This window comes from Variovorax ginsengisoli (assembly GCF_030811835.1).
GTDB classification, from domain to species: domain Bacteria; phylum Pseudomonadota; class Gammaproteobacteria; order Burkholderiales; family Burkholderiaceae_C; genus Variovorax; species Variovorax ginsengisoli_C.
Genome location: NZ_JAUSRO010000014.1, coordinates 125,253 through 140,340, shown reverse-complemented (window position 1 = coordinate 140,340; position 15,088 = coordinate 125,253). Strand labels below are relative to the sequence as shown.

At 65.5% G+C, this 15,088-nt stretch carries 16 protein-coding genes and 1 tRNA gene; 15 read left to right on the top strand and 2 right to left on the bottom strand.

Features of this window, described 5'->3' with window-relative positions:
• Nucleotides 1-32 precede the first annotated feature (32 nt).
• From J2W36_RS20585 to rng, 8 genes are read left to right on the top strand one after another with little or no spacing between them, the layout of a single operon-like run.
• Nucleotides 33-758 carry a YebC/PmpR family DNA-binding transcriptional regulator gene (locus J2W36_RS20585; protein ID WP_307691637.1) on the top strand — a complete coding sequence of 242 codons (726 nt, stop codon included), beginning with the start codon at nt 33-35 and terminating at the stop codon, nt 756-758.
• A complete protein-coding gene (gene purD, locus J2W36_RS20580; RefSeq protein WP_307691636.1) occupies nt 755-2,044 on the top strand; it encodes a phosphoribosylamine--glycine ligase in 1,290 nt (429 codons plus the stop codon). The genes J2W36_RS20585 and purD overlap by 4 nt, the downstream gene beginning before the upstream one ends.
• Nucleotides 2,044-2,958: an oxygen-dependent coproporphyrinogen oxidase gene (gene hemF / locus J2W36_RS20575; RefSeq protein WP_307691635.1), complete on the top strand. Its 915-nt coding sequence runs from the start codon at nt 2,044-2,046 to the stop codon at nt 2,956-2,958. The genes purD and hemF overlap by 1 nt, the downstream gene beginning before the upstream one ends.
• On the top strand, nt 2,949-3,581 hold the full coding sequence (gene nadD / locus J2W36_RS20570; RefSeq protein WP_307691634.1) for a nicotinate (nicotinamide) nucleotide adenylyltransferase: 633 nt from the start codon (nt 2,949-2,951) through the stop codon (nt 3,579-3,581). The genes hemF and nadD overlap by 10 nt, the downstream gene beginning before the upstream one ends.
• Nucleotides 3,581-4,318 (top strand): ribosome silencing factor, encoded by a 738-nt coding sequence (rsfS, locus tag J2W36_RS20565; protein ID WP_307691633.1) that lies wholly within the window; start codon nt 3,581-3,583, stop codon nt 4,316-4,318. Before nadD ends, rsfS begins: the two co-directional genes overlap by 1 nt.
• Nucleotides 4,315-4,782 (top strand): 23S rRNA (pseudouridine(1915)-N(3))-methyltransferase RlmH, encoded by a 468-nt coding sequence (rlmH, locus tag J2W36_RS20560; RefSeq protein WP_307691632.1) that lies wholly within the window; start codon nt 4,315-4,317, stop codon nt 4,780-4,782. Before rsfS ends, rlmH begins: the two co-directional genes overlap by 4 nt.
• Entirely contained in the window at nt 4,779-5,417 is a 639-nt protein-coding gene (locus tag J2W36_RS20555) for a Maf family protein (protein ID WP_307691631.1), read from the top strand. The genes rlmH and J2W36_RS20555 overlap by 4 nt, the downstream gene beginning before the upstream one ends.
• Entirely contained in the window at nt 5,402-6,928 is a 1,527-nt protein-coding gene (rng, locus tag J2W36_RS20550) for a ribonuclease G (RefSeq protein ID WP_307691630.1), read from the top strand. The genes J2W36_RS20555 and rng overlap by 16 nt, the downstream gene beginning before the upstream one ends.
• Nucleotides 6,929-6,931: 3 nt before the next feature.
• Here rng and J2W36_RS20545 read toward each other — a convergent pair whose 3' ends face one another.
• The gene (locus J2W36_RS20545; protein WP_307691629.1) at nt 6,932-7,849 is read right to left on the bottom strand and encodes a LysR family transcriptional regulator; all 918 of its coding nucleotides are present in this window, start codon (nt 7,847-7,849) and stop codon (nt 6,932-6,934) included.
• 101 nt (nt 7,850-7,950) lie between these two features.
• Between J2W36_RS20545 and J2W36_RS20540 the strand changes: the two genes are divergently transcribed.
• Together J2W36_RS20540 and J2W36_RS20535 are read left to right on the top strand one after the other, a co-directional pair.
• On the top strand, nt 7,951-8,841 hold the full coding sequence (locus tag J2W36_RS20540) for an MBL fold metallo-hydrolase (RefSeq protein WP_307691628.1): 891 nt from the start codon (nt 7,951-7,953) through the stop codon (nt 8,839-8,841).
• A complete protein-coding gene (locus J2W36_RS20535) occupies nt 8,838-9,491 on the top strand; it encodes a DsbA family protein (RefSeq protein WP_307691627.1) in 654 nt (217 codons plus the stop codon). Before J2W36_RS20540 ends, J2W36_RS20535 begins: the two co-directional genes overlap by 4 nt.
• A 41-nt stretch (nt 9,492-9,532) precedes the next feature.
• Here the strand turns inward: J2W36_RS20535 and msbA are convergent, their stop codons facing one another.
• A complete protein-coding gene (gene msbA, locus J2W36_RS20530; RefSeq protein ID WP_307691626.1) occupies nt 9,533-11,317 on the bottom strand; it encodes a lipid A export permease/ATP-binding protein MsbA in 1,785 nt (594 codons plus the stop codon).
• Between the two features lie 152 nt (nt 11,318-11,469).
• On the opposite strand from msbA, the gene tolB reads away from it, so the two are divergent.
• The 5 genes from tolB (at nt 11,470) to J2W36_RS20505 (ending at nt 15,039) form a co-directional block, all read left to right on the top strand.
• Complete coding sequence (tolB, locus tag J2W36_RS20525) at nt 11,470-12,786, top strand: Tol-Pal system beta propeller repeat protein TolB (RefSeq protein ID WP_503169906.1); 1,317 nt, start codon at nt 11,470-11,472, stop codon at nt 12,784-12,786.
• A 25-nt stretch (nt 12,787-12,811) separates the two neighbouring features.
• A complete protein-coding gene (pal, locus tag J2W36_RS20520; protein WP_307691625.1) occupies nt 12,812-13,336 on the top strand; it encodes a peptidoglycan-associated lipoprotein Pal in 525 nt (174 codons plus the stop codon).
• Nucleotides 13,336-14,088, top strand: a complete 753-nt coding sequence (gene ybgF, locus J2W36_RS20515) for a tol-pal system protein YbgF (RefSeq protein WP_307691624.1) — start codon at nt 13,336-13,338, stop codon at nt 14,086-14,088. Before pal ends, ybgF begins: the two co-directional genes overlap by 1 nt.
• Before the next feature lie 22 nt (nt 14,089-14,110).
• On the top strand, nt 14,111-14,917 hold the full coding sequence (locus J2W36_RS20510) for a tRNA threonylcarbamoyladenosine dehydratase (RefSeq protein ID WP_307691623.1): 807 nt from the start codon (nt 14,111-14,113) through the stop codon (nt 14,915-14,917).
• Between the two features lie 46 nt (nt 14,918-14,963).
• A tRNA-Lys gene (locus tag J2W36_RS20505) sits at nt 14,964-15,039 on the top strand.
• Nucleotides 15,040-15,088 lie beyond the last annotated feature (49 nt).

Sequence of the window (15,088 nt, the reverse complement as noted above, 5' to 3'; positions counted from 1 at the left end):
CTTTGAAACATATGACAGCGAGATAGACAGCCATGGCCGGACACAGCAAATGGGCAAACATTCAGCACCGAAAGGGCCGGCAGGACGAAAAGCGCGGCAAGCTCTGGACGCGCGCCATCCGTGAAATCACCGTCGCGGCCCGTCTGGGCGGGGGCGATCTCGGGACCAATCCGCGGCTGCGGCTGGCGGTGGAAAAGGCCAAGGCCGTCAACCTCCCGATCGACACCGTCAAGCGCAACATCGACAAGGCCACAGGCAACCTCGAAGGCGTGAGCTACGAGGAAATCCGCTATGAAGGCTACGGCATCGGCGGCGCGGCCATCATCGTCGACACCATGACCGACAACCGTGTGCGCACGGTTGCTGAGGTGCGCCACGCATTCTCCAAGCATGGCGGCAACATGGGCACCGAAGGCTCGGTGTCGTTCCAGTTCAAGCATTGCGGACAGTTCATCTTCGCGCCCGGCACCGACGAGGACAAGGTCATGGAAGTCGCCCTGGAGGCGGGCGCCGAGGACGTGCTGACCGACGAGGAGGGCGCCATCGAGGTGCTCACCGCAGCGGCCGATTTCGAGGCCGTGAAGCTCGCGCTCGAGGCCGCGGGCCTGACGCCCGATGCGGCCGAGGTCACGATGCGTGCCGAAAACACCATCGAGCTTTCTGGCGAGGAGGGCGCCAAAATGCAGAAACTCCTCGACATCCTTGAAGACCTGGACGACGTGCAAGACGTCTTCCACAACGCGGCGATCTCCGAATGAAAGTCCTCGTTATCGGCAACGGCGGCCGTGAACATGCCCTGGCCTGGCGATTGTCCCAGTCGGACCGCGTGTCCCGTCTCTATGTAGCCTCCGGCAACGGAGGAACGGCCACCGATCGCCGCTTCGAGAACATCGAACTGACCGATCCCGTGGCGCTGCGTGAGTGGGCGCAGCGGGAAAAGGTCGCGCTGACCGTGGTCGGCCCGGAAGCACCGCTCGCCGCTGGCGTGGTCGACGAATTCCGCGCGCATGGCCTGCGCATCTTCGGCCCGACCAAGGCGGCAGCCCAACTGGAGAGCTCCAAGGCGTTCTCCAAGGCGTTCATGAAGCGCCACAAGATCCCGACGGCCGAGTACGAGGCGTTCACCGACGCCGCCGCCGCGCATGCCTATGTCGACGCCAAGGGGGCGCCGATCGTGGTCAAGGCCGACGGCCTGGCAGCAGGCAAGGGCGTGGTGGTCGCCATGACGGCGGCCGAAGCCCATGAGGCGGTCGACTTCATGCTCGTGGACAACAAGTTCGGCGTGTCGCACAACGCGGGCGGTGCGCGCGTGGTCATCGAAGAGTTCCTGCAGGGCGAGGAAGCCAGCTTCATCGTGCTGTGCGACGGCAAGAATGTGACCGCGCTGGCGACCAGCCAGGACCACAAGCGTCTGCTCGATGGCGACGAAGGACCGAACACGGGCGGCATGGGTGCCTATTCGCCCGCCCCGGTCGTTACCGCCGAGGTGCATGCACGCGCAATGCGCGAGATCATCCTGCCAACCATCCGCGGCATGGAGAAGGACGGCATTCCCTACACCGGCTTCCTGTATGCGGGCCTGATGATCGATGCCACCGGCCATCCGAAGACGCTGGAATTCAACTGTCGCATGGGCGATCCGGAAACGCAGCCGATCATGATGCGGTTGAAGTCGGACCTGTTCGAACTGTTCTGGCACGCCACCGATGGCACGCTCGACCAGGTCGAACTGCAATGGGACCGTCGCGTCGCACTCGGCGTGGTGCTGGCCGCGCACGGTTACCCGCTGTCGCCCCGCAAGGGCGACCGCATCAGCGGCCTGCCACCCGAAGCCGCCGATGCCGTGGTATTCCATGCCGGCACGACGCTGGAGAATGGTGAATTGCGCACCAGCGGCGGCCGTGTGCTGTGCGTGACGGTGCTGGCCGACAGCGTCAAGCTGGCGCAGCAACGCGCCTACGAAGTGGCCGCGCGCGTGCAATTCGACGGCGTTCAATACCGCAAGGACATCGGGTTCCGCGCGGTGCAGTCGCGCAACAGCTGATGCCGGCGCGCCAGGCGGTCGTCAGCGCGTACCTGCGCGATCTTCAACAACGCATCGTCGCGGCCGTCGAGGCGGCCGATGGCGGCACCTGCGTGCGCGACGCCTGGCAGAAGGCCCCGGGAGAAGCGCTGCAGGGCAGCGGCCTGACCTGCATCCTCGAAGGCGGCGCGTTGTTCGAGCGCGCCGGCTGCGGCTTCTCGCAGGTCACCGGGCCCCGCTTGCCCCCATCGGCCACCCAGCACCGCCCCGAACTGGCAGGTGCCGCCTTCGAGGCGATGGGGGTATCGCTGGTGTTCCATCCGCGCAACCCCTACGTGCCGACCGTGCACATGAATGTGCGGATGTTGGCGGCATTGCCAGCGTCGGGCGAGGCGGTGTGCTGGTTCGGTGGCGGGCTTGATCTGACGCCGAATTACGGCTTCGAAGAGGACGCGGTGCATTTCCACCGCACGTGCCGCGACGCGCTCGCGCCCTTCGGTGAGGACAAGTACCCCCGGTTCAAGACCTGGTGCGACGACTATTTCTTCCTCAAGCACCGCAACGAGCAGCGCGGCGTGGGAGGCGTGTTCTTCGACGACTTCTCCGAGTTCGACTTCGAACGCAGCTTCGAGATGATGCGTTCGGTCGGCGACGCATTGCTCCCGGCGTACATGCCGATCGTCGAGCGGCGACGTGAAACGCCCTACGGTGAGCGCGAACGCGACTTCCAGCGCTATCGGCGTGGCCGTTATGTCGAGTTCAATCTGGTGTGGGACCGCGGCACGCATTTCGGCCTGCAATCGGGGGGGCGTACCGAGTCGATCCTGCTGTCGATGCCGCCGCATGCGAGCTGGGCCTACCAGTCGCAGCCGGCTCCGGGCACACCCGAGGCCGCGCTCTACACCGATTTCATCGTGCGCCGCGAATGGCTCTGACGCCGCTGGCGGGTGCGCCGCGCATCGGCGTCTTCGGCGGTGCGTTCGATCCGCCGCACATTGCCCATGTGGCACTGGCGCAGGCCGCGCTTTCCCAGTTATCGCTCGCCAGCCTGCGCATCTTCCCGACCGGGCAGGCCTGGCACAAGGCGCGCGCGCTCACCGCCGCCCCGCATCGGCTGGCGATGGCCGAGCTGGCCTTCGGTGATCTGCCGAACGTCGTGGTCGACCCGAGGGAGACGCTGCGCAGCGGGCCGACCTACACGCTCGACACATTGCGCGAACTGCAGGCCGAGCATCCGGCGTCGCAATTGGTACTTATCATGGGTGCCGACCAGGCTGTGGCACTGCCGGGCTGGCACGGATGGACCGAGATTCTTTCGATTGCTATCATTTCTATAGCTCATCGGGTAGAATCCGCGGTTGGCATCGCACGATTCGATCCTCAAACCTTGCCTGGCCTTCCGGCCAGCGCGCGTTTCGAGGCGCTCGACCTTCCGCCCATGGACACCAGCGCAACCCAGATTCGCGCTCGCGCAGCCCGGGGCGACGACATCACACGGCTGGTCCCGCCAGCCGTTGCGCGCTATATTGAACAACACCACCTCTACCACTCCGCCTGATGACCACTGAAGCCGCCGCCAAGAAAGACACCCAGAAACTCCAGCGAGCCATCATTGATGGGCTTGAAGACGTCAAGGCGCAGGACATCAAGGTTTTCGACACCGAGCATCTCTCGCCGCTGTTCGAGCGCGTGATCGTGGCCTCTGGCACGTCGAACCGTCAGACCAAGGCGCTGGCGGCCAGCGTGCGCGATGCGGTGCGCGAGGCGGGCTTCGGCAAGCCGCGCATCGAGGGCGAGGTGAACGGCGAGTGGATCATCGTGGACTGCGGCGCGGCCGTGGCGCACATCATGCAACCGGCCATTCGCCAGTACTACCACCTCGAAGAGATCTGGGGCGAGAAGCCGGTGCGCACGAAGCTGGGGGCAGCCAAGCCCGCAGGCGCAGCGGTTGCCGAGAAGGAGCCGGCCAAGAAAGTGGCCGCCGCCAAGACCTCGCTGCGTCGCGCGAGCGCGGCCAAGACCGCCATCCGCGAGGCGGAGCAGGCCGCCAAGGCGGAGAAGGCAGAAAGGGCGCGTCCGGCGCGCAAATCGCCCGCCCGCAAGTCGCCGGCGGCCAAGAGCGCAGCCCCGCGCAGCACGGCGGCCAAGACAGCCACGGCCAAGCCAGCGAGCAAGCCCACCGTCGTGAAGGTCGGCAAGCCTGCGGCCAAGAAGGTGGCAGCCAAGAAGGTGGCAGCCAAGAAGGTCGCCGCCAAGAAAGCTGCGCCCCGCAAGACTGCGCCGCGCAGCCAATGAAGTTGCTGGTGGTCGCGGTTGGGCAGCGCATGCCCGACTGGGCACAGACCGCCTGGGACGACTACGCCAAGCGCTTTCCGCCTGAGCTCAAGCTCGAGTTGCGCGCCGTCAAGACGGAGCCACGCGGCTCCAAGACCCTTGAAACCCTCTACGCTGCCGAGCGTGAGCGCATCGAAGGCGCCATTGCGCGCGGCATGCGCATCGTGGCGCTCGATGAGCGCGGCACGTCGCTTACCACCAAGGCGCTGGCCAGCCGCCTGCAGACCTGGCAGGGCGAGGGTGACAACGTTGCCCTGGTGATCGGCGGGCCCGATGGGCTCGACCCGGCCTTCAAGGCCGCTGCGCACGAACGCATCCGCCTGTCCGACCTGACGCTGCCTCATGCGATGGCGCGGGTGCTGCTGGTCGAACAGCTCTACAGAGCCTGGTCGGTCAATGCCGGCCACCCCTACCACCGCGAATGAGCGACTCTTCTCCCTTTCCCTTCATCTATCTCGCCTCCCAGAGCCCGCGCCGTGCCCAGTTGCTCGACCAACTGGGCGTGCCGCATCGTCTCCTGCTGGCCACGCCCGACGAGGATGCCGAGGCGCTCGAAACCGTGCAGCCTGGCGAATCGCCGCGCGACTACGTACAGCGCGTGACCGCGCTCAAGCTCGACGCCGCCGTGGCCCGCCATGCCCGCCGTTCGCTTGCAGGCGGTCCGATCCTGTGCGCGGACACGACCGTCGCGCTCGATCTGGACATCCTCGGCAAGCCGCAGGACGCCGACGACGCGCGCCGCATGCTGGCGCGGCTCGCGGGCCGCACGCACAGCGTGTTCACGGCCATTGCGCTGCAGAACGGCAGCCAGCGGCATGCCGCCCTCAGTGTGTCGGACGTGCGCTTTGCGCCGCTGAGCCCAGCCGCGATCGACGCCTACATTGCAGGCGGCGAACCCTTTGGCAAGGCGGGCGCCTATGGCGTGCAGGGTGCGGCAGCGGCGTTCATCGAACACATGAGTGGTTCCTACTCGGGCATCATGGGCCTGCCGATGTTCGAGACTGCGCAACTGCTGGACCGCGCCGGCATTGCAAGGGGATATGCATGCAAGACATCCTGATCAATTGGTCGCCGCAGGAAACGCGGGTGGCCATCATCGAACATGGCGCGGTACAGGAACTGCATGTCGAACGCACGCTCGAGCGTGGCCTGGTCGGCAACGTCTACCTGGGAAAGGTGTCGCGCGTGCTGCCCGGCATGCAGTCGGCCTTCATCGACATTGGCCTGGACCGCACCGCCTTCCTGCATGTGGCCGACATCGTGGCGCCGTTCACGCCGGGTTCGCGCCCGGTGACCCAGCAGCCCGATCGCGATCACCGCAATGGCGGGGTTCAGATACCGATCGAGAAGCAGGTGTTCGAAGGCCAATCGCTGCTGGTGCAGGTGATCAAGGATCCGATCGGCACCAAAGGCGCGCGGCTGTCCACGCAGATCAGCATCGCCGGCCGGCTGCTGGTGTTCCTGCCCCAGGACAACCATGTGGGCGTGTCGCAGAAGATACCGCCCGACTTGCGCGATGCCCTGCGCCACCGGATGCAGGTGCTCATCGACGCCGCCGCGGCGGCCGATGGCGGCGGTGTGCTGCCGGCGAACACGGGCGGCTTCATTCTGCGCACCAACGGCGAGGATTCGTCTGACGCGGAGCTGGCCGACGACATCGCCTACCTGCGAAAGACCTGGTCGCGCATCCGTGAGCTGTCGGGCCGTCTGCCACCCATGTCGCTGCTGCACCAGGACCTGAGCCTGTTGCAGCGCGTGCTGCGCGACCTGACCAGCGAAAACACCCAGGCCATCCGCATCGACTCACGCGAACAGTTCGAGCTGCTGTTGAAGTTCGGCCAGGAATTCATGCCGCAGGCGGCGGGCAAGCTGCAGCACTACAGGGGCGAGCGGCCGGTGTTCGATCTGTGTTCGGTCGACGAGGAAATCGCCAAGGCGCTCGGCCGCCGGGTCGATTTGAAGTCGGGCGGCTACCTGGTGGTCGACCAGACCGAGGCACTGACGACCATCGACGTGAACACCGGTGGCTTCGTCGGCGCGCGCAACTTCGACGACACGATCTTCAAGACCAACCTGGAGGCCGCGCAGGCCATCGCAAGGCAACTGCGACTGCGCAATCTGGGTGGCATCATCATCGTCGACTTCATCGACATGGCGCGAGACGGCCATCGCGAGCAGGTGTTGGCCGAGTTCCGCAAACAGCTGGCGCGCGACAGGGTGAAGACCAGTGCGGGCGGTTTCTCGCCGCTGGGGCTGGTCGAGATGACGCGTAAACGCACGCGCGAGTCGCTCGCACACATGCTGTGCGAGCCCTGCGCAGCGTGTGCCGGGCAGGGCATCGTGAAGACGGCGCGCACCGCGGCCTACGACGTGATGCGCGAGATCCTGAGGGAGGCGCGGCAGTTCACGCCGCGCGAGTTCCGCATCGTCGCATCGCCGCAGGTGATCGAGCTGTTGCTCGACGAGGAAAGCCAGCATCTGGCGGGGCTGAGCGACTTCATCGGCAAGCCGATCTCGCTGCAATCCGAGCCCGCGATGGGGCAGGGGCAGTACGACATCGTGCTGTTGTAGACCTCAGGCGCGCGGCTGCGGCCGCGTCCAGCGACGGGGGTTGCTGAAGCGTTCGGCCAGGAAGTCGAGCATCGCGCGCAGCACGGTCGGCATCTGGCGCCGCGACGCGTAGACGCCGTGCACGCCCAACGCCAGGGGCGCCAGCGCGGGCAGCAGCGCCACCAGCCGGCCCTGATCGATCAGCGTGGCCGCGGCGTAAGCCGGTTGCATGGTGATGCCCGCGCCTTCGACGGCTGCGGCCAGCAGGACATGCGATTCATTGGCCGAGAGGTTGCCTCCCACGGGCACGCTGATGCGTGCACCGGCAGCGTCGGAAAACTCCCAGAGGCTGCGCCCAAAATACGAATACGTCAGGCAGTTGTGGACCGACAGGTCTTCGGCGCTGAGCGGCGTGCCGTGACGCGCCAGGTAGCCGGGCGACGCGCAGACCACCGAATCGCATGCGCCCAGGCGCCGCGCGATCAGGTTGGGGTCGAGGTCATTGGTGATGCGGATTGCCAAATCGATGCGTTCTTCCACCAGGTTGACCGCACGGGAGTCGATGTGCAGGTCGACGGCTGCCTGCGGGTGGCGGCGCAGGAACTCCGTCACGGCGGCCGACAGAACTTCCTGGGCCAGCGACTGTGCACAGGCGATGCGCAGCAGGCCGCGCGGCATGTCGGCGCCGTCGCCGACGGGGATCGTCATTTCGGTGGCGACCTCGAGCATCCGCCTGCAGCGCGCCAGTGTCTGCTCGCCTGCAGCCGTGAGGCTCAGGCGCCGTGTGGTGCGATGAAGGAGTCGCGCACCGGCCCAGGTTTCCATTTGCGCGAGGTAGCGCGTCACCATCGGACGTGACATGTCGAGCGCATGGGCCGCAGCGGTCATGTTGCCGAGTTCGGCAATGCGGACGAAAACGTCGGCGGCGGTCAGGCGATCCATATTCGGTCGAATGAAGAAACAAACAATTGCATCGCAAGTTATTTTTGCATCGTTTGGAGAAACATACGATACGCCTCATTCAAATAAAGAAAGCAGCGTTCATGTCCTTCCTTCCGATCTTCCGTACTGTTCTCGGCGGCGCCTTGAGCGTCGGCCTGACGGCCACCGCACTGGCTGCCCAACCCCTGAAGCTGGAGGTCTACAACCCCGGCAAGAATTCGGTATTTCCGGTCTCGTCCGAAATCGTCGTCGGCGACAAGGAAGCCTTGCTGATCGATGCGCAGTTCCAGCGCAACGATGCACAGGCGCTCGTGGAAAAGATCAAGGCGACGGGCAAGAAGTTGACGACCGTCTACATCAGCCACAGCGACCCTGACTACTACTTCGGCCTGGATGTGATCCGCAGTGCGTTCCCAGAAGCGCGGATCGTCGCCACGCAGGCGACCGTCGATGCCATCCAAGCGTCCAAGGACGGCAAGTTGGCGCACTGGGGCCCGATCCTCAAGGACAACGCACCCCAATCGCTGGTGGTGCCCGAGGTCCTCGGCGAGCGTGGCCTGACGGTCGACGGCCGCAAGCTGGACATCGTCGGCCCCAACCCCGCACGCACGGTGGTGTGGATTCCCTCGATCAAGGCGGTGGTCGGCGGCGTACCCGTCTCGGCCAATATCCACGTCTGGGTGGCTGACACGCAAACGCCCGCTTCGCGCCAGAGCTGGCTCCAGACGCTGGACGCGATCGACGCGCTGCACCCCCGCACGGTGGTGCCTGGCCATTACCTGCCGGACGCCGATGGCAAGTTGCCGCACACGCCCGCTTCCGTGAAATTCACGCGCAGCTACCTGCAGGCTTTCGAGCAGGAAGCAGCCAAGTCGACGGACGCCGCCGCACTCATCGCCCGCATGAAGCAACGCTACCCGCAACTGGGCGAATCGTCATCGCTCGACCTGGGCGCCAAGGTGATCAAGGGCGAGATGAAGTGGCCGCAATGACCGTTCCTGCTGCCGCCGGCACCTTGCACTACATCTTCGACCCGCTGTGCGGCTGGTGCTATGCGGCCGCGCCGCTGGTGGAAGCGGCGCGGCAGGTGCCGGGGCTGCAGGTCGTCTTCCACGCGGGCGGCATGATGACCGGTGCCAACCGGCGTTCGATCACGCCGCAGTGGCGTGCCTACGTGATGCCGCACGACCACCGTATTGCGCAGCTCTCGGGGCAGCCCTTTGGCGAGGCTTACTTCGACGGATTGCTCAACGACACAGGCGCCGTCCTGGACTCGGAGCCGCCCATCACCGCGGTGCTGGCTGCGCAAGCGGTCGCGGGCCGTGGCTTGGACATGGTGCACCGGCTCCAACAGGCGCACTACGTGGAAGGGCGGCGCATCGCCGACGCGGATGTGTTGCGCGCGGTGGCGTCACAACTGGGTCTGGATGCGCAGGCATTCGCCGATGCGATCGTGCATTTGTCCGGCGACGCAACGTCGCGGCACATCGCCGACAGCCGGCGTCTTCTGGCCACAGTCGGTAGAAGTGGATTCCCGACTTTCGCGTGGGAGTCGACCGACGGGCGGCATGTCGACATCGATGTCGGTAACTGGCTGGGGCGTACGGCCGAGTGGTGCGCGCACCTCACGAGCTTGCGCTGACCGCCTGAAGACGCCGCGTCAAGTTCGTTTTCGCGTTCTTCTCAGAGCGTCGGCTCCTGGTTCGCCGGCGTGGTGCGCACGGCGTAGTTCTGCAGGCGGGCATACAGGCCGTCGAGCGCCATCAGTTCGGCATGCGTGCCGTTCTCGGCCACCCGGCCGTGGTCCATCACGACGATGCGATCGGCGTGCTGGATGGTAGACAGCCGGTGCGCCACGATCAGCGTGGTGCGGCCCTTCATCAGGTGATGCAGGGCTTCCTGCACCAGCCGTTCCGAACCGGTGTCGAGCGCGGAGGTCGCCTCGTCCAGCAGCAGGATCGGTGCGTCTTTGTAGAGCGCGCGGGCAATGGCCAGGCGCTGCCGCTGGCCACCGGAGAGCTGTGTCGCGTTGTGGCCGAGCACGGTGTCGATACCTTGGGGCAGGCTCTGCATGTGTTCGGCGAGGTTGGCGGCTTCCACGCAGTGCAGGACGCGCTCGCGGTCGATGGTCGCCCCCAGCGCCACGTTGGCTGCCAGCGTGTCGTTGAGCATGACCACGTCCTGGCTGACCATGGCGAACTGCGCGCGCAGGCTCTTGAGTTGCCACTGGCCGATGTCATGGCCGTCGACCAGGGCCTGGCCGGCGCTCGGCTGCACAAAGCGTGGAAGCAGGTTCACCAGCGTCGTCTTGCCCGAGCCCGATGGGCCGACAAAGGCAACGATCTCGCCGGGTTCGATCTTCAGGTTGACGCCGTCCAGGGCGTGCGCCTCGTCCTCGCCGCGGTAACTCACGCGCACATCGCGCAATTCGATGCGACCTTCGGCACGCGCCACGGCGAATTGACCCTCCGGCTCGGATGCGACTTCGTCGATCAGCGCCATGCCGCGCTCCAGCGCTGCCAGGCCGCGGGTGATCGGATTGGCCACATCGGCGAGCCGCCGGATCGGGGCGATCAGCATCAGCATGGCCGTGATGTAGGCGACAAAGCCGCCGACCGTCAGGCCCTGTTCGCCGCTCTGCCACAGCGCGATCATCACCACGATCGACAGCGCCACGGCTGCCAGCAGCTGGGTGGCCGGCGTCATTGCGGCCGAGGCGATGGTGGATTTCACCGCCAGCCGGTTCAGCGTGCCGCTCAACTCGGCAAAGCGCCGGGTCTGGCCTTCCTCGGCGCCGTGCAGGCGAATCATGCGGTAGGCGAGCACGTTCTCCTCGACCACATAGGCGAGGTCGTCGGTCGCTTTCTGGCCCAGCCGGGTCAGGTGATAGAGCCGCTTGGACAACGTCTTCATGATCCAGGCCACGCCGGGAGCCATCACGCCGATGATGAGGGTGAGCTTCCAGTTCAGGTAGATCAGGTAGCCCAGCAGCGCGATCATCGTGAAACCGTCGCGCGACAGGCCCAGGAGCGCCTGCACCAGCAGCATCGAGCCGGTCTGCACCTCGTAGACCACGGTGTTCGACAACGCGCTGGCCGATTGCCGGGTGAAAAGGGTCAGCTCCGCCACCATCAGCCGGGCGAACAGCACCTGCCGCAGGCGCTGCATGCCTTCGTTGGCAATGCGCGCGAGGGCATACTGGGAAACGAACTGTGCCAGGCCACGCACGGCGAAAAGCAGGATGATGGCGGCAGGCACCATCCAGAGTTCGAGCTGGCCCTTCGTGAAGCCGCGGTCGAGCAGCGGCTTGAGGAGCGCGGGCATGAGCGGCTCCGTGAGTGCGGCAATGACCGCCGTCCCCACGCCGAGCACCCACCACCGTCGGGAGCCGCCGAACCACGCCAGCAGGCGCGTGAGGCGGCGTGTCAGGGGAGGACGTAGTGTCTCTTCATCGCGGGCGGTCTGCATGGCGGCGGATTCTACGGGTGCGGTCCAACCCACGGATGTGTAGGCGGACACCGCACCTCCTACCTTTTGTGACGTCGCGCCCGGCACGGTGTGTACGATGGCGGGTTGTTACGACCGGTGAAACTTTTGTCCCGAAAACCTGTCCGAATTGCATGAACAAGCCGTTGACCGACTCCATTCCAACTCCTTTTTCATTGTCCCTGGGGCGCCGCACGTTGATGGCGGCCCTGGCGGTCACGCCCTTCGTGCCCGCACTTGCCCAATTTCGGGTCGAGGTATCCGGTGTGGGCCTGACCCAGTTGCCGATCGCTCTCGTGCCCTTCAAGGGCGAAGAAGGCTCACCGCAGAAGATTTCTGCCATCGTGCAGGCCGACCTGGAGCGCAGCGGCCAGTTCCGCGGCGTCGATGCTTCGGGCCAGGCGCTCGATGAAGCCTCCCGTCCGGACTTGAGCCTGTGGCGCCAGCGCACCGCCGATTCCCTGGTGGTCGGCAGTGTGGCGAGGCTGGCCGATGGCCGCTTCGACGTCCGCTTTCGCCTGTGGGACGTGGTTCGCGGGCAGGATCTCGGTGGCCAGAGTTACACCGTGCCGCAAGGCGACCTGCGGCTGGCCTCGCACCGCATCGCAGACTATGTTTACGAAAAGCTCACGGGCGACAAGGGCATCTTTTCGACCCGCATTGCTTACGTGACCAAGGCCGGCAGCCGCTACAACCTCTGGGTGGCTGATGCCGATGGCGAAAATGCGCAGGCCGCCCTGGCGAGCCCGGAACCCATCATTTCCCCGGTGTGGTCGTCCAATGGTTCGCAACTGGCCTACGTGTCCTTCGAGTCTCGCAAGCCGGTGGTCTATGTGCACAGCGTGAGCAACGGGCAGCGCCGTCTGGTTGCCAACTTCCGCGGCTCCAACAGCGCGCCGGCCTGGGCACCCGACGGCAACACGCTGGCGGTCACGCTCAGCCGTGACGGTGGATCGCAGCTCTACACGATCCCTGCGGCGGGCGGCGAACCCCGTCGACTCACGCAAAGCTCGAGCATCGACACCGAGCCTGTCTACTCCGCCGACGGCGGCACGATCTATTTCGTGAGCGACCGCGGCGGCGCACCGCAAATCTACAAGATGAGTGCCAGCGGTGGTGCACCTGCGCGCGTGACCTTCAGCGGGTCCTACAACATTTCTCCATCGGTCAGCGCCGATGGTCGGTGGTTGGCCTACATCTCCCGCATCGGCGGCGCCTTCAAACTGCAGGTGATGGAGTTGGCGACCGGCAATGTGGCATCGATTACCGATACCAGCGCCGACGAGAGCCCGAGTTTTGCCCCCAACAGCAAATTGATTGTGTACGCCACGCAACTACAAGGTCGCGAGGCACTCATGACCACCACGCTCGATGGGAAAATCAAGGCGCGGTTGGCAGGACAGGCCGGCGACATCCGTGAACCGGATTGGGGCCCGTTCCAGAAACAATGAAGATTCACACTCGAGGAGTTAGGTAATGTTGAAACGTACGATTTATTCGCTGGCCATCGTGGCCTTGATTGCGGGCTGTTCGTCGGGCACCAAGCTCAACGACACCCCGGTGGTGGACCGGTCCGGCGCAGGCTCGGGCCAGATGGGACAGAACGGCTCGGCCAGCGGTGTGGCCCCCGTGAGCATCGACCCGAACGCACAAAATGCGGCCGGTCCGGTGGGCGTCGCTCGCATCGTGTATTTCGGGTACGACAGCTACAGCGTCCAGCCTGAATTCCAGTCGCTCATCGAAGGCAATGCGCGCTTCCTGAAGGCCAATCCGCAACGTCGCGTGTCCATCGAAGGCCACACCGACGAGCGCGGCGGCCGCGAGTACAACCTGGCGCTTGGCCAGAAGCGCTCCGAAGCCGTGCGCCGTGCGCTGACGCTGCTGGGCGTGAACGACAGCCAGATCGAGGCCGTGAGCTTCGGCAAGGAAAAGCCCGCCGTCACCGGTTCGGGTGAGTCCGTGTGGGCGCAGAACCGCCGCGCCGAGATCACCTACCGTTGATGGCACGCGGCCTTTCTCTGCGTGGGGCGGCGGTCGCGGCCGCCCTGTTGTGTGCATCCATCGGCTCGCATGCCGCGTTGTTCGAGGACGACGAGGCGCGCCGCGCCATTCTCGACCTGCGCCAGCGGGTGGAGGCGATGCGCGTGCAGACCGAGCAGCGACTGACCGACGAAAATGGCCAACTGCGACGCAGCCTGCTCGATCTGCAAAGCCAGATCGAGTCGATGCGTGGTGACATGGCTCGGATGACGGGCCAGAACGAGCAGCTGACCCGCACGGTCACGGAGCTGCAACAGCGCCAGACCGACCTGGACGACCGCATGAAGAAGAGCGAGCCGTCCAAGGTGACTGTCGATGGCCGCGAATTCTCTGCCAATCCGCAGGAAAAGGCTGATTTCGATGCCGCGCTCGGTGTGTTCCGTAGCGGCCAGTTCGCACAGGCGCAGACCTCCTTCGCGGATTTCGTCAAACGCTATCCCCAGAGCGGTTACAACGCCTCGGCGCTGTTCTGGCTGGGCAATGCGCAGTACGCGACCCGCAACTACAACGAGGCCATCGCGAACTTCCGCTCGATGCTGTCGCTCGCACCCGATCATGCCAAGGCGCCTGAAGCCGTGCTGTCGATTGCGAACTGCCAGATTGAACTCAAGGACACGAAGGCCGCGCGCCGGACGTTGGAAGACCTGAGCAAGGCCTACCCCCAGTCCGAAGCCGCGCAAGCCGGCCGCGAGCGCCTCACGCGGCTCAAGTGAGCGGATTGCCGCTCGAGTCGGTTTGAACGAGATCGCTCTCGCAACAACGCCCGACGCCGACCTGGAGCGCAGGTTCGGCGGTCTTGCACGCCTGTACGGCGTGCAGGGCGCGGCGCGCATCCGCGGGTCCCACCTGATGGTGGTGGGCATCGGCGGGGTCGGGTCCTGGACGGTGGAGGCGCTCGCACGCAGTGGCGTGGACCGGCTGACGCTGGTCGATCTCGATCATGTTGCCGAGTCGAACATCAACCGCCAGATTCACGCGCTGGACATCACCGTCGGGCAGGCGAAAACCGAGGCCATGCGTGAGCGCATCGGGCACATCCACGCAGGTTGTCAGGTCTTCACGGTCGAAGATTTCGTCGATGCCGACAACTGGCAGCAGATTCTGGCCTCCGCTGTCGCGGCGAACGGGCCGTTGGATGGGCTGGTCGACGCGTGCGACCAAGTGCGTGCCAAGATGGCCATGGCCGTCTGGGCGCGTGCCACGCGCACGCCGTTCATCACCGTGGGTGCCGCCGGGGGCAAACGGCATGCCCACAAGGTCGAGATCGACGACATCGCTAGCGTGACGCACGACCCGCTCATGGCCCAAATGCGCCAGCGGTTGCGCAAGGCCCATGGCGCGCCGCGCGACGGCAAACGAATGGGCGTAGCCTGCGTCTTCAGCCGTGAAAGCGTGGCGCCCCCGGACGCTTCATGCGCCATCGAAGGCGATGGATCGCTCAACTGCCATGGCTACGGCTCGGTGGTCAGCGTCACCGCGACCTTTGGGCAATGTGCGGCCGGTTGGTTGATGGACCGGATTGCGCTCAAAAGCACGCTATAATCTATGGCTTTGCTGGATTGACGCCAGCGAACAAAGAGTGAGATCGGGGACGTTAGCTCAGTCGGTAGAGCAGCGGACTTTTAATCCGTTTGTCGTGGGTTCGACCCCCGCACGTCCCACCAAATTCAGTTATGAATCAAGCACTTGGCGCAGAAATGCCCAGGTGTTTTT